Annotated in this window: 14 protein-coding genes; 3 read left to right on the top strand and 11 right to left on the bottom strand. The window is 66.0% G+C overall.

What is annotated here, in order from left to right; genetic code table 11:
* The first annotated feature begins 89 nt into the window (after positions 1-89).
* The 3 genes from KUW00_RS07760 to thiE all read left to right on the top strand — a co-directional run bounded on the left by KUW00_RS07760 (position 90) and on the right by thiE (position 2,046).
* Positions 90-377, top strand: a complete 288-nt coding sequence (locus KUW00_RS07760) for a hypothetical protein (RefSeq protein ID WP_045993501.1) — start codon at positions 90-92, stop codon at positions 375-377.
* Positions 378-525: 148 nt separating this feature from the next.
* Positions 526-1,344: a hydroxyethylthiazole kinase gene (thiM, locus tag KUW00_RS07755; RefSeq protein WP_222568733.1), complete on the top strand. Its 819-nt coding sequence runs from the start codon at positions 526-528 to the stop codon at positions 1,342-1,344.
* Positions 1,345-1,383: 39 nt separating this feature from the next.
* A complete protein-coding gene (thiE, locus tag KUW00_RS07750) occupies positions 1,384-2,046 on the top strand; it encodes a thiamine phosphate synthase (RefSeq protein WP_275886754.1) in 663 nt (220 codons plus the stop codon).
* 46 nt (positions 2,047-2,092) lie between these two features.
* On the opposite strand, the gene KUW00_RS07745 is transcribed toward thiE, so the two are convergent.
* The 11 genes from KUW00_RS07745 to KUW00_RS07695 all read right to left on the bottom strand — a co-directional run bounded on the left by KUW00_RS07745 (position 2,093) and on the right by KUW00_RS07695 (position 18,872).
* On the bottom strand, positions 2,093-2,647 hold the full coding sequence (locus KUW00_RS07745; protein WP_222568732.1) for a cytochrome b/b6 domain-containing protein: 555 nt from the start codon (positions 2,645-2,647) through the stop codon (positions 2,093-2,095).
* Between the two features lie 310 nt (positions 2,648-2,957).
* Entirely contained in the window at positions 2,958-3,833 is an 876-nt protein-coding gene (locus KUW00_RS07740) for a DMT family transporter (RefSeq protein WP_045993504.1), read from the bottom strand.
* 240 nt (positions 3,834-4,073) lie between these two features.
* Entirely contained in the window at positions 4,074-5,606 is a 1,533-nt protein-coding gene (locus KUW00_RS07735; RefSeq protein ID WP_108448661.1) for a D-alanyl-D-alanine carboxypeptidase, read from the bottom strand.
* Between the two features lie 208 nt (positions 5,607-5,814).
* On the bottom strand, positions 5,815-8,685 hold the full coding sequence (locus tag KUW00_RS22365) for an HD domain-containing phosphohydrolase (protein ID WP_261392035.1): 2,871 nt from the start codon (positions 8,683-8,685) through the stop codon (positions 5,815-5,817).
* Positions 8,686-8,825: 140 nt separating this feature from the next.
* On the bottom strand, positions 8,826-11,675 hold the full coding sequence (locus KUW00_RS07725) for an HD domain-containing phosphohydrolase (protein ID WP_222568731.1): 2,850 nt from the start codon (positions 11,673-11,675) through the stop codon (positions 8,826-8,828).
* A gap of 160 nt (positions 11,676-11,835) precedes the next feature.
* A complete protein-coding gene (locus KUW00_RS07720) occupies positions 11,836-12,597 on the bottom strand; it encodes a sulfite exporter TauE/SafE family protein (protein WP_222568730.1) in 762 nt (253 codons plus the stop codon).
* Positions 12,598-12,840: 243 nt separating this feature from the next.
* Positions 12,841-14,178, bottom strand: a complete 1,338-nt coding sequence (locus KUW00_RS07715) for a VOC family protein (protein WP_222568729.1) — start codon at positions 14,176-14,178, stop codon at positions 12,841-12,843.
* A gap of 283 nt (positions 14,179-14,461) precedes the next feature.
* Positions 14,462-15,190, bottom strand: a complete 729-nt coding sequence (locus tag KUW00_RS07710) for an amino acid ABC transporter ATP-binding protein (RefSeq protein ID WP_045993549.1) — start codon at positions 15,188-15,190, stop codon at positions 14,462-14,464.
* A gap of 77 nt (positions 15,191-15,267) precedes the next feature.
* Positions 15,268-16,344 carry an amino acid ABC transporter permease gene (locus KUW00_RS07705; RefSeq protein WP_213229428.1) on the bottom strand — a complete coding sequence of 359 codons (1,077 nt, stop codon included), beginning with the start codon at positions 16,342-16,344 and terminating at the stop codon, positions 15,268-15,270.
* 159 nt (positions 16,345-16,503) lie between these two features.
* Entirely contained in the window at positions 16,504-17,679 is a 1,176-nt protein-coding gene (locus KUW00_RS07700) for an amino acid ABC transporter permease (RefSeq protein ID WP_222516371.1), read from the bottom strand.
* A gap of 155 nt (positions 17,680-17,834) precedes the next feature.
* Positions 17,835-18,872: an amino acid ABC transporter substrate-binding protein gene (locus KUW00_RS07695; protein WP_045993511.1), complete on the bottom strand. Its 1,038-nt coding sequence runs from the start codon at positions 18,870-18,872 to the stop codon at positions 17,835-17,837.
* Positions 18,873-19,250: the final 378 nt, after the last annotated feature.

Genomic DNA, 19,250 nt, shown 5'->3' with positions numbered 1-19,250 from the left:
TTAAGGCAAAGCCGCTACGCTGCAGCCCTAGCGATGGTGTCAGTAGATGTCTTCTGGCCCGCCCCCTGCACCGACAAGGAATTCCGAACATGCCCTTCCTACAGCAGGTCTCCCGTACTCGCCCCCGCTTCGCCACCAAGGGGCTTCTTCGTATCTCTCTGGCCCTGGTCGGCGGCCTCGCCCTGATGGCCTTCTGGTCGTCCATCAGCCTGCCCCTCGGCAGCCTCAGCCTGATTCTCGGTGGCCTCGCCCTGTGGCCCCGAACCGCAAGCTCGGAGCGTCGAGACGACGCCACAGACAGCGGCAACGGCGTACCGGTTCGCGAGCTCGCCCTCGCCGCCCTGGGGGTATTGATCGCACTGCAACTGCTGGGCTGACGCCCGGCGAGCTGTCGCGGTTCACCGTCTCCCGGCTCAAGGGGGATATCTCAGGCCATCGCCGCTTTACAGCGGCGCGCAGTGACCGGATCATGACTCCCTGCAAGGCGACCCTCACCGCCTTCGTCCAACGCCAGGGAGGCCTGTCATGACGACGACACTCACCGGCGCCGACATCGGCGCACGGCTGACCCGGCTGCGCCAGGCGGCGCCGCTGGTCCATAGCCTGACCAACTACGTGGCCATGAACAGCGCCGCCAATGTGCTGCTGGCCGTGGGCGCTTCACCGGCCATGGTCCATGCGCGTGAGGAAGCGGCCGAGTTCGCGGCATTGGCCGACGCTGTGCTGATCAATATCGGTACGCTCTCGCCTCACTGGGTCGAGGCCATGGTCGAGGCTGCCACCAGTGCCGGCGAGCACCAGACCCCCTGGGTGCTCGACCCCGTCGCCGTTGGCGCCACCGCCTATCGGCGAGAGTCGGCCGCCAGGCTGCTGGACTTGAGGCCCAGCGTCATTCGCGGCAACGCCTCGGAGATCATCGCCCTGGCCGAGGACAGTCTTGGCGGGCGTGGCGTCGACTCCACAGCCGCCAGCGACGACGCCGTGCAGGCGGCCGTCGCCCTGGCCCGGCGCCAGGAGGGGCTGGTAGCGGTAACCGGTGAGGTCGATCTGGTCACCGACGGCCGGCGGCTGGTGCGCGTGCCCGGTGGACACCCGCTGATGCCCCGCGTGACGGCGCTGGGCTGCGCCCTGTCCGGTGTGGTCGCGGCCTTTCTCGCCGCCGATCAGGATCCGCTGGTCGCCACCTGCGCGGCCCTGGCCTGTTATGGCGAAGCCGGCAGTCGCGCCGGCCGCACCGCCCAGGGTCCTGGCAGCTTCGCCGTCGCCTTTATCGACGCCTTGCATCAGCTCAATCCCGAGACGCTGTTACGGCGGGAACCTCTCGCCATCGAGTCTCTCGACTGACCCGACCGCCCTACCCGATTCATGTACCAGGAGCCCCTCGTGACCCACTCTCCTCGACGCCTTGATGCGCGCCTGTTCGACCCCCGCAGCCTTCGCCTCTATCTGGTCACCGACCCCGGGCTGTGCGCATCCATGGGGATTGAAGCGACGGTGGAGGCGGCGGTACGCGGCGGAGTCAGCCTGGTGCAGCTACGTGACAAGACCGCCAGCGATGACGAACTGGTGCAACTGGCGCGCCGTCTGAAACCGGCGCTGGCCGAACACGGCGTCCCGCTGGTCATCAATGACCGCGTCCAGGTCGCGCTAAAGGCACAGGTCGACGGCGTGCATCTGGGGCAGGACGACGGCGATGTGGGCGAAGCCCGCCGCCTGCTGGGCGAGACAGCGATCATCGGCCTGTCGGTGCAGCACCCCGACCAGCTGTCGCGCCTGGATGTCCAGGCACTGGATTATCTCGGACTCGGGCCGGTATTCGCCACGCCGACCAAGAGCGACCACGCCACGCCGCTGGGCTTCGATGGTCTTGCTTCGCTGGCGGCGGCGAGCCCGCTGCCCAGCGTGGCCATTGGCGGGCTCAAGCGCGAGCACGCCTCGGCGGTGCGTCAAAGCGGCGCCGACGGCATGGCCGTGGTCTCCGCCATCTGCGGCCAGGAGGACCCGGCGTGCGCCGCGAGGGACCTGCTGACGGCCTGGGAAGGCTGAACCGGCCTGGGAGCCCGGCCAGGCAGCCCACCGCCGAACGCGACCCTTAGACGCGAGGCCTGACCCTTCGACGCCCATGGACCATTGCGGCGATCAGGTTGTCGCCCAGTCGTCGCCCCTCCAGGATGGCGCCGCCCACGTGCAACGGCACCAGACACAGTACCGCCGTGGCGAGGCCCTCGTGCAGCTCCTCCATCCAGTGCACATCGTGGAAACGCTCGGTGTGCACCATCAAGATGCCGGTGGTACCGAGCCCCACCAGCAAGGCCAGCATCAGCAACATCATCACCGCCCCCAGCGGGGTATGGGTGATGCGCTGAGACGAACACTCTTCCTGTGCTGCGGCCTGTCTCTTGAGTACCGCCCCAAGGCGCGAGGGTGTCGGCCAGAAGCTCGACCAGCGCACCGGCCAGGGCCCCACCAGCCCCCAGACGACACGCAGCCCTATCAGCCCCATCAGGGTGTAGCCGATATAACGATGTGGGCCAATTTCGGCGTAATTGAGGGCAAACCCCAGCACCAGCGCCCAGTGAAAGACGCGGACCAACGGGTCCCACACCTTGATCTGCCGGCCTTTTGAATGTGACGGAATCGATGCCATCGTCCTGCTCCCTGAAGGTGATACGCCTTGTCGCGTAACAGGCAGCCTGACGGCAGCAACTTAAGGCAAGCTTAGGCGCTGTCCGAAAAGTCGACGAGCGAAGGTTAGACAAGGCAAAAATCGGTGAGAAAGCGCAGTTTACGGGGTGTAAATGAGCATTTTGACCGGGCTGGCGCACCAGCCGATTTTTAACGCCGTATTACCGAGCGCAGGCACTTTTCAGACAAGCCCTAGGACGGCAAGCGCCTCCCCCCAAGGCGACGTGATGTCGGTCAACCTCCTGGTCCTTCCATCCGATCAAGCGCCCAGCTCAGGCCGAAGGGCGTCGCTTGAGGCTGGTGCGCCCCTCCTGGTAGGCGATCGCCAGGCCGCTTGCAATGATCAGGGTGCCGCCGATCAGCACCCCGAGATCCGGCACCTCGTCCCAGATCATCCAGCCGAGCAGGACCGCCCACAGCATGGCGGTATAGTCGAAGGGGGCGGCGATAGCGGCCGGGGCGTGACGAAAGGCCAGGGTAATAAAGGCGGTGGCGCCGACCCCGAGCACCCCGGACATGAGAAAGGCCGGCCAATGCTCCAGCGCCGGCGCCTGCCATACCAGCGGCAGGGCGACGCCGGTCACCACAAAGGGTACCAGGGTCATGTAGAACACCATCGCCCACAGGTGCTCGCGGGCGCCGTAGCGCCGAGCGGTGATCATCATCAAGGCATAGAACACCGCCGCCCCGAGCATCGACAGGGCACCCAGCGAGATGCCTTCACTGCCTGGACGCACGATCACCAATACACCGGCAAAGCCCACCAGCGACGCCAGCACCACCGGCACGCTCACCCGCTCGCCCAGCAGCGGGACCGACAGCAGGCTGACAAACAGCGGCGCGGCAAAGGCGATGGCGGTGCCCTCGGCGAGCGGCATCATCGTCAACCCCAGCACGAAGCAACCCATGGTGCCGGTATAGATGAGACCACGGATCAGATGCACCCCCGGGCGTCGGGTCGACAGGGTGCGCAGGCCGCCCCCCTGGTGTGCCAGCAGCATGATCAACGGCAACGACACCAGGGTGCGAAAGAAGATGATCTGCAACGGCGAATGCACCTCGCCGAGCCACTTGGAAATGGCGTCACCGAGCGCCAGGCACAGCACGCCAAGACACATGAACCCGATACCCTTGAACGATGACCCCATGCTCTCCTCCCTGTCCGCAGCGCTGATGGCAAGTGGCTCACGACCACCACTTACCTGACCCAAAAACGAACCCCGCCGGCACGGGGCCGACGGGGGTAACAGGGACAACGTTAGGGGGCGAACGCTTCGCTGGCAAGAACAGACGCACCAGAACTGTGCACTGGTGTATGCCATACAGCAAAAGGCCCGCCGGAGGCGGGCCTTGTCGGAGAACGACGTGAAGCCGGCGCGAACTGACGCTTAGAGGCTGGCCTGAACGACCATGCAGTCCATGCCCTGCTGCAGCAGTCGCCGACAGGCCGAACGGGCCTGGCCTTCCTGCAGGTCCACCACGCGGGCACGGTAGATGTTGGCATTGTCGGCTCGCGCCACCGCTACCCGGGCGTGGGCCATCTCGCCTGCCAGACGATCGGCCGCCTGGCTGGCCTGGCTGCGCGCGCTGTCCATGTCGCTGAACGCCCCCACCTGGACCCCCCAGTCGCCGGTCTGCGCGATGGTGCTGTTCGCATTCGCGCTGGTGGTGTTCGTGCTGGCCGCGCTGGACGGCGCGCTCGACACGGCACTCGACACAGGGCTGGGCTCAGGCCTCGCCGCTGCCGCGTCGGGCACCGAGGCCGCCACCGGAATCGATGCCAGGGCGGGTGCCGAGGCACTCGGCTGGTCGATCAGGTTGCGCAGCGGGTCGGGACCGGACGAAGAACGACGCGAATCGGAAATGATCGGGGCGGCGGACTCGAAGCGCACCGGCGCTGTCGCCGACTGGCGGCTGGCCAGCGTCGGCGTGGCCGGACGAACCACGGTCTCGACCCGTGACGGCCGCACCGCGGTCGATGGCACCTGAGCGACACGGCTCGGCGTCGGCGCAGAGATCAACCCACGCTGCCGAGGCGCCATCAGTTCGCCACCGGAGACGTCGGTATTGGCAAGGAAACCACGGCCGTCGACCAGCGAAGCCCGCAGGAAGCCGCGGTCGAGCAGGCTCATCATCTGCTCATCCCTGGAAGCGGCGGTGTAGCCGCCCATGACCACCGCCACCATGCGCCGCCCATTGCGCGTGGCCGAGGTCGCCACATTGAAACCGGAGGCGCGAATGAAGCCGGTCTTGAGACCATCGGTGCCCGGGTACTTGGTCAGCAGACGGTTGTGCCCGGTATGGCGAGTGCCACGCCAGGTGAACTCGGTAAGAGAGAAGTAGGGGTAATACTGGGGGAAGTCCAGCATCAGACGACGCGCCAGGATGACCATGTCCCGCGCCGTGGTGACCTGGCCGGAGTTGGGCAGGCCCGAAGCGTTGCGGAAGGTGGTGTTGTTCATGCCCAGGCTGCGCGCCTTGCGGGTCATCATGTCGGCGAAGTGCGACTCGGAACCGCCCAGGGACTCGGCCACCACCACCGCCACGTCATTGGCGGAGCGCACGACCAACGCCTGGATGGCCTTCTCCACCGGGATGCTGTCACCGGGCTTGAGCCACAGCTTGGTCGCCGGCATCGAGGCCGCATGGGAAGAGACCGGCAGCGGCTGGCCCAGACTCATGGTACGACCGTCCAGAGCCTCGAACAGCATATAAAGGGTCATCATCTTGGTCAGTGAGGCCGGATAGCGGCGCTCATCGGCGTTTTCCGCGTACAGGATCTCATGACTCTCGGCGTCCACCACGATGCCTGCGTAGCGCGGATTGCCTGCCTGGGCGGACTGCACCACCATCAGACAGGTCACCACCAGCGCCACCAGCATCGTCAGCGAACGCCACCCGGAATTCCTTGTGGTCACCATTTATCCAAACCCCTGCGATTTCCAGACTGCACTGACGGCATTATGACCCACTTAACCGGCCTGTACAGGCCAAATTGACGAGCGTTCACCATCATTCTCGGCATTATATAGACCATTTCGGGCGAACCAGCCGTTCATGCAGGCGCCTTTGTCGTCGTCCACTTGGGCAAAAGCCGGGGCGGGCCTACTCCTGCGCGCTTGCGTCAGGTCAAACTCCCGAACGGGCCAGCAGCGCCTCGGTATCAACGCTATCACGCTGGGCCGGCGTCAAGAAGCGTTCGGCGTAGTCGCTGTAGATCCGCTGCTCCAGCATCAGCCGGAATATCTCGGGGTCCAGATGGCCCTCCCGCACCATGTCGGCCAGCGTCGCCAGTGCCCGGGAAAGGGTCATGGCCGACTTGTAGGGGCGGTCAGCGGCGGTCAAGGCCTCGAACACGTCCGCCATCACCATGACCCGCTCCTCGAGGCTGGCGTCCTTCATCGCCAGTCTGCGTGGATAACCGGTACCGTCCATGCGCTCGTGATGATTGCCGGCGATGGCCGGGACCCGACGCAGGTGCGCGGGCCAGGGCAGCGCCTCGAGCATCATGATGGTCTGGACCACGTGCTCCTGGATGCGGAATCGCTCGACCTCGTTGAGGGTGCCGCGGGACACCCTGAGATTGAAAAGCTCGCCCTGATGGCCGGCCAGTTCACTGGGCCGCATGTCGAAACGCCAGACATTGTCGGGGTCGTCCGGCGCCACCGCCGGGCGAGAGCGGTGCCAGGGGATCTCGTGGCGTGGCAGGTCGGCCAGCAGGCGCTCCTCCGCGGGCAGCCTGCGCAGAGGTTCGCGGGACATGCGCTTGAGCTCATCTCGCGATACCCCGAGCCGATCATCGAAGTGCCGCCACCAGCGCCACTCGGCGATGACGGTCAGGCGCTCCAGCAGCTCATCGCTGATGGCCTCGCCCCCCCGATTGGCCTCGGCCACGCATTCAAAGGCTGCGATCAGCTCCTGCTGTCGCGCATGGCGCCGTCGCTCCAGCGTCACCGGATCGCCACCGTGGGCGCGCCCCTGCCAGTAGGCCACGTCGGCATCGCGCCACAGCACCTCGAAGCGGGTGCGAATCTCATGGATACGGTCGTAGCGGGCCTCGAGCTTGGTGGCCTTTTCCATTACCTCGTCGGGGATCGCCAGCTTGCCGCAGTCATGCAGCCAGGCCGCCAGATGGAAGGCGCTGCGGCGGGTCGCGTCGAAGTGAGTCTCGGCGTATACCCCGTGCTCGCTGCGATCGATGCCCTCGACGATCATCTCCGCCAGTACCGGCACTCGCGAGCAGTGGCTTCCGGTATGCGGCGACTTGGCGTCGATGGCATGGGCCACCAGCTGGACGATGCCCTCCAGTAGACGCGCCTCACCGCGCAGCAGTCGCCTCAGGTCGATGGCCACCGCTGCCGCCGCCGACACTTCGGCGACGAAGGCACGCCAGTGAGCGTCGTCATCGTCCAGCGAGCGCCGCGCCAACGCCAGCAGACCCAGCGTCGCTCCCTCCCGGTTACGCAGCGGCTGCAACAGATAGCCGGCCGCCTCAAAGCGCTCGATCAGCGCCTCGAGCTCGGCCTCGGAGCCTTCCTGCAGTCGCAGCTCCCGACTCCGTGGGTCCGCATCGGGGTCCCTCGCCTCCCCCTCCCTGGCGATCCGAGCGAAGCGTCCCTCGTCCTGTTCATCGGCCAGGTAGATGGCCCCGGCGCGACTGCCGGTGCCGCGCAGCAGATCCTCGAGAATGCTGGTCAGCATGCGATCCAGGCGTGGCTCGCTGTTGAGCACCCGGGTGATGCGTCCAAAGCCCTCGATACCACGCGCCAGCCGGCGCAGTGCCACGCTGAGCCCGCGCACCTCGGTCACCCGCGAGCCGACACCGTCGCAGGCGGAAAAATCGTAGCGCCCGAGCGCCTCGACCTGTCCGGACAACTCCCGCAATGGACGCCCCAGTCGTCGTCCCAGCAGCACCCCCAGCGGCAACAAGGCCAGTGTCACGGCCCCCGCCAGCAACGAACTCTCCAGCATCATCTGGCGCACATCGGAGGTCAGCTCGTCTTCCGGGACCGCTGCAATCAGCCGCGTGGCCTCGCCGCCCAGGGTGACAAAGGGCAGCACCAGCCCCCACCACTGGCGACCGTCATGGGACAACCGCCGCGGCGGCTGGTCGACGTTCGTGCTCAACAATTGCGCCAGCACCGGCATAGCCAGATCCTCGAAAGAGGACAATTGGCGGGCGTTGCCGAGCCCAGGATCGAGTGAGGCGTCCAGGGTAGTCGCCAGCGCCTGGCCAGAGGCGGTAACTACCGCCATGCGCGTCTGCGGCGTCAACCGCAGGTCATCCAGGCCGATGCCAAGGTCCCGCGAGGCGACATCCAGGCCGACCACGGCGTCACCGCTGCGGCGCGCCATGCTGATGCCGATTTCGCCAGTGTTGAAAAACACATAGGGAGCGGTCAGGAAAGGAGCGTCACCCTCGGGCGCCTGCTGAAACCAGGGACGGCTGCGCGGATCGAAGAAGTACTGTTCGAGTCGCTCGCGCCCGAGCGGAGCAAGCGATTGATCGAACAGATGCCATTCACTCTGCGGCGGCTGCCCGGGGCGGGCATCCACCACCAGCGCCAGGTAGGCCGCGTCCTGGCCGCCGTTGTTGACGATGCCGGGGCGCTTGCTCTCCAGCATGCGATCCACCGCGCGAAACATCAGGAAGTCGCCGCTGCCATAGCCGATGTAGACGGCGTCGACCAGTCGATGGGCTTCCAGCGCCGCCCTCATCAGCGGCAACGCTGCCAGCCGGCCGTCCCAGTCGTCGGCCTCGCCCGGGGCCCCGTTGGCCAGCATGTCGATGGCCACCCGTGCCGGCCTCACCAGCGCCTGGGTGCGCGCCTCCAGGGTGTCGACCAGCTGGGCCGAGGTCTCTTCCAGGGTCGCCCCCAGCGTGCGCTGGGACTGGTGCCAGGAGAACCCCAGCAGCGCCACCGCCATCACCACCATCACCCCGACGATAACGATACCGATCAGCCACTGCACCGGAATGACGAGACGATGGCGGTACATGGTCGGACCTCTCGTGACGAGGCAAAAGAGACTTTCAAGCGTGACGAAACGCCCTAAGCCGAAAGGGGTAGCGCTCTCTCCACTATATGTGCAGATCTGCAGACGCGTATCCCGAACACAGCGGCAGGCTCCACGTTAGGTCAACGCCGAGCTCGGGCCCGGATGGCATCGATATCGACCTGGTCGATCTGTCGGTCGGCCACAAAGGTATCGGCGTAGCGCCGCCACACGCCGCTATCCAGCAGCAACTCGAAGACCGCCGGGTCCAGGTGGCCGTCCTTGACCATGTCGGCCAGGATCTCCAGCGCGCGGGACAGCGGCAGGCCATTCTTGTAGGGACGATCGGAGGCGGTCAGCGCCTCGAACACATCCGCCAGCGCCATGATTCGCTCTTCCAGGCTGGCCTCGCCGAGTCGCAGCCGCCGCGGATACCCCTGTCCGTCCATGCGCTCATGGTGATTGCCGGCGATCTCCGGCACTCGCTTCAGGTGAGCGGGCCAGGGCAGAGACTCGAGCATGATGATGGTCTGGATCACGTGCTCCTGCATGCGGAAGCGTTCGACGTCGTTGAGCGTGCCTCGGGCGATGCACAGGTTGTAAAGCTCCCCCTGGTGCTCCGCCAGGGACGGCGGCTCCATGGAAAAGCCCCAGTGATTGTCGGGGTCCTCGGGATGCACCGGGGGACAGGGACGCTGCCAGGCAATGCGATGACGGGGCAGATCGGCAAGCAGACGTTCTTCTGCAGGCAAGGCGCGACGGGGTTCTTCGGCCATGTTTTCCAGTTCGGCCCGCGACAGCCCGAGGCGGTCATCGAAGTAACGAAGCCAGCGCCACTCGCCGATGGTCTTCAAGCGCTGGCAGTCGGCCTCGCCCATCGCCTCGCGGCCATGGTTGGCTTCGGCAACGCAGGCGAAGGCCTCCTGTAGCTCCTGGCGCCGACGCTGCAGTACCTGGTCAAGCTTTGTTGCTTCGCCCCCCTGGGCGATGGCGCGCCAGTAATCGAGTTCGGCGTCTCGCCACAGCACCTCGAAGCGGGTGCGGATCTCGTGGATCCGGTTGTAACGGGTCTCGAGCTTGGTAGCCTTCTCCATGATGTGGTCTGGGGTGGTCAGCTTGCCGCAGTCGTGCAGCCAGGCCGCCAGGTGGAAGGTGGCACGCTCTTCCTCGCTGAGGTGAACCGCAGCAAAAGGGCCCTGGCGCGCCCGGTCCACCTCATCGATCAACATCTCCGCCAGTTGCGGCACCCGGGTACAGTGTCCACCGGTGTGGGGTGACTTGGCATCGGTGGCCCTGGCGACCAGCTGAATCATGGCGTCCAGCAGACGCGCCTCGCCCTCGAGCAGGCGGCGCATGTCGATGGCCACCGCCGCCACCGATGACACCTCGGCGACGAAGGTGCGCCACTGGTCATCATCCTGACCACCGTCCCGGTGCGCCAGCAGCAGTATCCCGAGACGCTTGCCGGCGCGGTCGCGCAGCGACTGCACCAGATACCCTTGCGCCTCCAGCGCCCGCCGCACCTCCAGCAGAGGGCCCGAGTCCTGGTCGACCTCGAGCGTCGCCGGCAAAGGGGCATCGCCCCACCCCTGCCCCGCCTCGGCGACCGGCGACAGGCGGACAGAACTGTCCTCGTTGGCCAGATAGATGACCCCGTGGTGGCTGCCGGTGACGTTCAACAGCTCATCGAGGATGCCGTCGAGCATCACGTCGAGTCGGCGCTCGCGTCCCAGCATGCGATTGATGCGCCGAAACTCGCCGACGCGGTGCACCAGAGTGTCCAGCGCACCGGACAGGTGAGCCACCTCGCGCACCCGGGAGTCGACCCCGCGATAGGCATCGAGGTCGAACTCGGAGATGGTCCGTACCTGCTCACCCAGTTCGCGCAGTGGGCGCCCGAGTCGGCGACCCAGCAGGATGCCGAGTGGCACCATCAGCGTCACCAGCCCCAGCGACAGCAACAGACGGTGCCACAGGGATTCACGCAGGCTCGCCATCAGCTCCCGCTCCGGCATGGCCACCAGCAGCCAGGCCAGTCGACTGCCGAGCATGTCGAAGGGCAGCGCCAGCCCCCACCAGTACTGCTCACCACAGAAGTAGCGGACCGGCGTCGCCAGCACCCCCTGATCCTTGAGCTCGATCAACGGCGCCTCGCCCAGATCCTCCAGCGAGGTCCCCGGCAACAGCGCCGCATCCTTGTCCGCGTTGTGGGCGAGCACATCGCCCTCGGGGGTAGTGATGGCCAGCAGTGACCCCTGGGTGGTGGCAAACGCATGGATTTCCTTGCCGAGATCCGCGGAAGTCATGTCGATGCCAAGCACGGCGCGTCCGTCACGGGATCGCTGGGACAGGGTGACGCCCTGCTCACCGTTGGTGAAGAAGGTATAGGGAGCCGATAGCTGCGGGCCGTACTCGTCCAGCGCCTGACGAAACCAGGGTCGATCGCGCGGGTCCAGGCCGTGGCTCTCGATGGCGATGCGACGTAGCTCCCTCGCCTCATCGTCGAGTACCTGCCAGTAGCCAGCCAGGCCTTGCCGCCTGTCGCCGTGCAGGATCAGCGCCAGGTAGGTGCCGCCGGCCAGATTCAATGAGTCGGACACCGCCCCGGGCGACAGTCGCTCGATGGCGCGAACCATCAGAAAGTCGCCGTTGTCGGAGCCGATGTAGGCGCCTCCCAGCACCTCCTGGGCGTCGACCACCGCCGCCAGCATGGGCAGCAGATGATCGCTTCGGGCACTGTCGAAGTTCTCGATGCTCGTTTCTCTGCTCAACACACCGAGCATCGCCCTGGAAGGTTCGATCAACGAGCGAGTCTTGACCTCCACCGTCGCCGACAGCTGCTGGCTGGATCGCTGCAGCGCCTCGACCAGCGAGTCCCGAGCCTGATCCCACGACTGCCACAGCAGCAGACCGGCCATCATCAGCGTCATGCCGACGATGGAGGCGGCGATAAGCCATTGGATCGGGAGTTCACGGCGGGCAAATAGAGGCATTGAAGGGCTCGAGGGTGGCAGTCGACCAGCAGTGACGACTACCTATCACTCTATGCCAATTCAGCCGCTCTGGAGCGGGGGGCAACTACCCCCTATGCACTACTTTGCCCACATCTTTCGTCTTGGCCATCGCCCATGGCGGCCGTGCCTGCCCAGACGTTCAGGTCAGCAGCCGCGTCATGCCCAGCCACACCAGACGCAGCGACAGCGCGGTCAACACCACTCGGAATCCGGTGTCGAAACGCCGCTCCGAAACGTGATGCAACAGGCGCAGTCCAAGCCAGGTGCCCAACACCCCGACGCCGATCATCAGCAGGATCAACCACAGCCAGTCGGCGAACAGGAAACCGGCGACGCCGAAGACGAAGGCCTTGGTCAGGTGCTGGAAGGTCATGCAGGCGGCGAAGGTAGCCACCGTGCCCTGGCGGGAGTTGCCGTGCTGCTTGACGAAGGCCGCCACCATGGGCCCGCTGGCGCCGACAAAGCTGGACAACAGGGTGGTGACGGCGCCGGCGATCAGGGTGCCCAGGCGGCCCAGGGCGCGCTTGGGCAGCCCCGGCCCCCACAGGGTATAGAGCACAAAGGCGGCAATCGACAGTTCCAGCACCCCGCTGGGCAGGCGGATCAGCAGCCAGCCGGCCACCAGGGCGCCGATCAGGGCACCGGGGACAAAGGTCGCCAGCAGCGGCCAGTGGACGTGTCGCCAGCTCATGGCCAGGCGTCCGCCGTTGGAGCCCAGCTGGACCATGCCATGCACCGGAATCAGCGCCGCCGCCGGCATCACCTGGGCCATGGTCATGATCAACAGGGTGCCGCCGCCCACGCCCAGCGACGCGCTGATCATCGAGGTGACACCGGACAGCAGGATCAGGCCGAGGCTGACGACGGGGGACAGCGGCGAGATGGCGGCGAGCCACTCCATGGCGACAAACTCCTGAGACAAGAAAAGCCAGAAGCTTACCTTTGTGTGCCATGGCTCGCACCCGCTGAGGACCCGCCCGTCAACATCGCCTCGCTACCCGCAACGCCAACGCCGATCGATCTTCCGGGCGGAAGATCGATCGGCGCGGGTACTTTCCGTGAAGGCAAGAGCCGTGACGACAGGATCAGCGATGGGCACATTCAGCGGCTGATACAGAGACCAGGCTCAGGCCAATCATCAGGATCAGCGTTTCAGGCCAAGCGCCGCCAGGGATTCGCGCTCGCGGCGGGCGTAGAGCTCGAGTTCATCGCGCACCGAGGCCCCCAGCGCCGCCTCGAAGGCGTCACGGTTGGCGTTGCCCTGCCCCACCGCACTCTCCTCACCGCCCAGGTTGGACTGGAAGATGCCCGCCGCCGACACCGGCAGGAAGTCCTCGTAGGTCAGCGGCTCGGCCACCACCTTGCCGGCGGCGATCTGTGCCTCCACAGAGGCGTCACCGTCGAACTCGTCTACCGCACGGTAGACGAAGTAGGCCAGACCCTCGCGGCGCAGGGTGGTCTCGTCATCGGGGAAGTCGGCGAAGACCTCGGCCAGGCGTGCCTGATGGGCGGCGTTGTCCAGCCCCTGGGTCGCCTTGCGGGCCTCGCCCAGCAAGCGGTCATAGAGCGCCCGGCCCTTGGGGGTCAGGGCCACGCCACGCTGCTCGATCTCGCCGAAGCGGGCGGTATGGCTGCCCTCGGCGTCACCGACGAAACGGGTGGTCTCTTCCAGCGCCTTGAAGCTGGTCTGACGCAGCAGGATCGGACAGGCGCGCCGGGGCGGGCCCTCGATCACCGCCTTGGGCGTCATGCCATGCTCGGGCATCCGGCGCTGGGCCTCGTCGATGTCCAGGGTACGCGGGGTCAGATGGTTGATGTGCGGGCCACGGAAGCACACCACATCGGCGATCAAACGGTGGGCCGAGTGCAGCCGCTCGTAGGTGGCGCGGTCCACGGTGGCGTCCTGGTGCCAGCGGAAGGTCTCCAGGGCTTCGGCGACGAAGCGCTCGGCCTGTTCCTCGGTGAGGCCACCCTGCTGCTCGAAGGTGGCGATCAGTTCACGCACCCCCGGAGTGAAGATGTCGCGCTTGGCCAGGATCTCGCTGGCCAGGGTGCGCAGCTCGACGTCCTCGATCAGCTCGAGGCGCAGCAGCGAGGTAAACAGGCGGAAGGGATTGCGTGCCAGGGCCTCGTCGGTGACCGGGCGAAAGGCGGTGGAGTGCACCGGCACCCCGGCCTCGGACAGGTCGTAGTAGCCCACAGGGAACATCCCCATCACCGCAAACAGGCGCCTCAGGGTGGCGAGTTCCTCGGCCGTGCCCACCCGGATCGCACCGTGACGCTCGACGCCCAGGCGAGCGTGCTCGCCGCTGGCCTCGAGCCGCTCGGCCAGCGCCGGATCAGCCTCGAGGGTCTGCCGATTCACCTGCTCGACCAGTGACAGCAGGGTGCCGTACTGGGGCACCTCGGCCTGGTACATGGCCGACATGGCAGAGGCAAAGCGGTCACGAATCTCGTCGGCGGTCACAAAGTCGGAAGACATCCGGGCTCCTATCGGTTGGCAGGCGGTGATGCCACCGATAAGACCAGAGCGGGGAGGCGGCGACAAACGAAAATTATCGCTGGTTGTATTCCTTCAAGGAATGCCACGGCGGTGGTCGCCGCCATCGCTCTCGACACTCCGCGCCTTTATCGGCGCAGTCTTTCTCGCAGCGACGCCATGGGAGCCACCCCGCGCTACCAGTCCTCCAGCTTATGTGCCCCGCTGCTGTCGCCCCCGTCCGCCTTGCCGCGCTCTGCGCGAGCAAGCGCGCGGCCAGGGCGCCTCAGTGCCCCAGGATCTGACTCAGGAACAGCTGGGTACGCTCCGAGCGCGGGTTGTTGAAGAACTCCTGGGGCGGCGCCTGCTCGATGATCTGGCCCTGATCCATGAAGATCACCCGGTCGGCCACGGTCTTGGCGAAGCCCATCTCGTGGGTCACGCAGAGCATGGTCATGCCTTCCCGGGCCAGCTCGATCATCACGTCCAGCACCTCCTTGATCATCTCCGGGTCCAGCGCCGAGGTGGGCTCGTCGAACAGCATCACCTCCGGGCGCAGACACAGCGCGCGCGCGATGGCCACGCGCTGCTGCTGGCCGCCGGACAGCTGGCCCGGGTACTTGTGGGCCTGGTCGGCGATCTGCACCCGCTCGAGAAACTCCATGGCGGTGGCCTCGGCCTCGCGCCGGGGTTTCTTCTGTACCCAGGTCTGGGCGATGCAGCAGTTGTCGAGCACCGACAGGTGAGGGAACAGATTGAAGTGCTGGAACACCATGCCGACGTGCCGGCGGATCTGTTCGATGCGCTTGACGTCCTGGGTCATGTGCACCCCGCCCACGGTGATGCGGCCCTGCTGGTGTTCCTCCAGGTGATTGATGCAGCGGATCAGGGTGGATTTGCCGGACCCCGAGGGCCCGCACACCACGATGCGCTCCCCTGGCTGCACGGTCAGGTCGATGTCGCGCAGCACGTGGAAGTCCCCGTACCACTTGTTGAGGCCGTCGATCTCGATCATCGGCGTGTTCGAATCCGCCGTGGTCGCCGCTTGAGCAGACATGGCTGCCTCCCGATCAAATTTGTTGTTGTGGGCCGTCAATGGCCGGTATGTAGACGCCGTTCGATATATTGGCTGTAACGTGACATGCCGAAGCAGAAGATCCAGAACATCAGCGCGGCGAACACGTAGCCCTCGGTGGCGAAGCCCAGCCAGTTGGTGTCGGTGAGCCCGGCACGGATGATCGCCAGCAGGTCGAACAGGCCGATGATCAGCACCAGTGAGGTGTCCTTGAACAGCGCGATGAAGGTGTTGACGATGCCCGGGATCACCAGCTTGAGCGCCTGGGGCAGGATGATCAGGCCCATCCGCCGCCAGTAGCCCAGGCCCAGCGCCTTGGCGGCCTCTTCCTGGCCTCTGGGGATCGCCTGCAGGCCGCCACGCACCACCTCGGCCATATAGGCGCTCCAGAAGAACATGATGCCGATCAGTGCGCGCAGCAGCTTGTCGAACTCGACCTCGCTGGGCACGAACAGCGGCAGCATCACCGAGGCCATGAACAGCACCGTGATCAAGGGCACGCCGCGCCAGAACTCGATGAACACCACCGACAGGCTGCGCACCAGTGGCATCTGCGAGCGCCGGCCCAGCGCCAGGATCACCCCCAGCGGCAGCGAGCCGACGATACCGACGATGGCCACGGTCAGGGTCAGCATCAGCCCGCCCCACTCACGGGTGGGCACCGCCGGCAGGCCGAAGTGGCCTCCCAGCAGCAACAGCCAGGCGATCACCGGAAAGCCGACCAGGGCGAAGATCACCACCCAGCGCTTGGCCGGCAACCGGGGAATCATCAGCCAGGCGATGGTGGCCACCAGCAGCGCCAGGGTGATATCGACGCGGTAGCGTTCGGCCTCGGGGTAAAAGCCGTAGACGATGGTCTCGAAGCGGGCGCTGATGAACACCCAGCAGGCGCCCTCGCCGGTGCAGGCTTCGCGGGTGGTGCCGATCCAGTCGGCGTCGATCAGCGCCCACTGCACCAGCGGGGACAGCGCCCATACCAGCACCGCCAGGGTGATCAGCGAGACCACCGAATTGAGCGGGGTCGAGAACAGCCGACTGCGCAGCCAGCCGGTGACGCCATGGCGCGCCACCGGCGCCGGGCGGGCGGCAATCATGGAATGCTCGGTGGACGCGGCAGCCGGCGCCACCTCGGGCTCACTCGGGGGCTGCACCGGGGACTGTGAAGGAGGTGTGGGACGCTCGGTCATGGCAGCAGTCCTCCAACGAAGACAGGCAAGCGGCTCATGGCAGAGCGCATGGTTGGCAGACTCATCTCAGCGCTCCTTGAGCAGGGTCCGGGCGTTGTAGACGTTCATCAACGCCGACACCACCAGACTGATGGTCAGATAGACCGCCATGGTCATGGCGATGATCTCTATCGCCTGGCCGGTCTGGTTGAGGCTGGTACCGGCGAACACCGCCACCAGGTCGGGATAGCCGATGGCGGTCGCCAGCGACGAGTTCTTGATCAGGTTCAGGTACTGACTGGTGAGCTGCGGCACGATCACTCGCATCGCCTGGGGGATGACCACCTTGCGCAAAGTGATGTTGCCCGGCAGGCCGATCGCCCGGGACGCCTCGATCTGTCCCTTGGGCACCGACTGGATCCCTGAACGCACGATCTCGGCGATAAAGGAGGCGGTGTAGATCGACAGCGCCAGCCACAGTGCCATCAGCTCCGGGATCACGGTGATACCGCCGGAGAAGTTGAAGCCCTTGAGCGACGGCACGTCCCAGGCAAGCGGGCTGCCGCTGGCCACGAACACCAGCAGCGGCAGGCCGATGATCAGGGCGCTACCGAGCCAGTACACCGGCAGCGCCTTGCCGGTACGCTGCTGCAGCCGTCTGGCGTAGATACCAAGGGCCACCACCGCCAGGATCGCTACCACCAGCGCCAGCTGGGTCAGGCCGAAGCCTGGCTCGGGCACTGGCGCCGGCACGATCAGCCCGCGCACGTTGAGAAAGAACGCCTCGAGCAGCGACATGCTCTGGCGCGGACTGGGCAGGGCCTGGAGCACGGCGAAGTACCAGAACAGGATCTGCACCAGCAGCGGAATATTGCGGAAGGTCTCGACGAAGGCCGCCGCCAGGCGAGCCAGCAGCCAGTTGGGCGACAGCCGGGCGATACCCACGGCGAAGCCGATCAGGGTGGCGGCCAGAATGCCGAGCCCGGACACCAGCAGGGTATTGAGCAGCCCCACCACGAAGGTGCGGGCGTAACTGCTGTCGCCGGAGTAGTCGATCAGGGTCTGGGGGATCGAGAACCCGGCGCGCTCACCGAGGAAGTCGAAACCGGTGGTAATGCCCCTGGCCTCGAGATTGGTCAGGGCATTGCCGATCATCATCGCGATCAGCGCGGCGAGGCCTGCCAGCAGCAGCGCCTGGATGATCAGCGCACGAAAGGCAGGACGCCGCCATAGCGGCGTCCGTTCGATAGGGGGCGTGGACATGGGCGAGCCTCTTGCTGGACGACGCTTGCCTCCGGCCCGTCTCGCGGCCGTGGGTATTCACCCGCGAACGGCAAGTGGGCCGGCGCGCGACGTCGTCGCTCTATCCGTCATGGGTCGGACGACCCCGGCCATGGCCGGGGTCGCAGCGGACAGTATCAGCGGATCGGCGGGGCGTAGAGGATGCCGCCTTCGTTCCACAGGGCGTTCATGCCACGACTGATGCCCAGCGGTGAGTTCTCGCCCACGGTATCGGCGAACACCTCACCGTAGTTGCCCACCTGGGAGACGATGTTGTAGGCCCAGTCGTTGGTCAGACCGAGCTGCTCGCCGTAGGTGCCGTCGACACCCAAAAGGCGCGCCACCTGGGGATTGGGCGGATCATTCTTCATCTGCTCGGCGTTGTCGCTGGTGATGCCCAGTTCCTCGGCATTGACCATGGCGAAGACCGTCCACTTGACGATGTCGAACCACTGGTCGTCACCCTGGGCAACCACCGGGCCCAGCGGCTCCTTGGAGATCAGCTCGGTGAGGATCTCGACGCTGTCCGGTTCCGGCAGCTGCAGGCGCAGGGCGCTGAGCTGGGAGGTGTCCGAGGTGAGCACGTCACAGCGCCCGCTGGCGAAGCCCGAGGCGGTCTGGTCCGGGGTATCGAAGGTCACGGTGTTGATGTCGATGCCCTTGGCCGGGAAGTAGTCCGCCAGGTTGAGCTCGTGGGTGGTGCCGGACTGGATACAGATGGAGGCGCCGTTCAGGTCCTCGAGGCTCTCGATGCCGAGATCCTTGGCCACCATGAAGCCCTGACCATCGTAGAAGGTGGTCGTCGTGAAATTGAGGCCCAGGGAGTTGTCCCGGGTGGCGGTCCAGGTGGTGTTGCGCGAGAGCACGTCGATCTCACCGGACTGCAGCGCGGTAAAGCGCTCCTTGGCGGTCAGCGGGGTGAACACCACCTTGTCGGCGTCACCGAAGATCGCCGCCGAGATGGCGCGACAGGTTTCCACATCGAGTCCCTGCCAGTTGCCGTTCTCGTCCGGCGAGGAAAAACCGGACAGGCCGACGTTGACACCGCATTGGAGTTCGCCGCGGGAGGTGACTTCGTCCAGGGTGGCGGCCGAAGCACTGCTCGTCACGCCCAGCGCCGCTGTGGATAGCGCGGCGAGGGAGAGGGTCAGCAACGTCTTGTTATTGTGTCGCATGGATTCAACTCCAGTAATGGATGAGCGTTGTACGCCCATTCACTATCCGAGCCTCGGCCGGCGTGGTCAATGCTGGTGTCGACGTTTGTTTTAAACGATGGATTGAAGATCGATGGCAGCCCCCATCGAAAAGAGGCCCAGGAGGAGCGTACCCGCTGGCACGCCCCCTCCGGGCAAGACGCACTGATCTCCACCACAAGCACGCCTTGTATCAGGACAGCGCCACGCCCTCGGGCGTTGTCCGTAAAGCCGCCGAGCGCAGGCGCTTTTCACATAGGCCTCTAGGCGCTGTTCGAAAAGTCGACGAGCGAAGGTTAGACAAGGCAAAAATCGTTGAGAAAGCGCAGTTTACGGGGTGTAAATGAGCATTTTGACCGG

Origin of the sequence: Halomonas sp. DP5N14-9, assembly GCF_019802175.1 — a bacterium.
Lineage (GTDB): Bacteria > Pseudomonadota > Gammaproteobacteria > Pseudomonadales > Halomonadaceae > Halomonas > Halomonas litopenaei.
The sequence above is the reverse complement of the archived record's forward strand: the minus strand, read 5'-3'. Positions and strand labels throughout refer to the sequence as shown.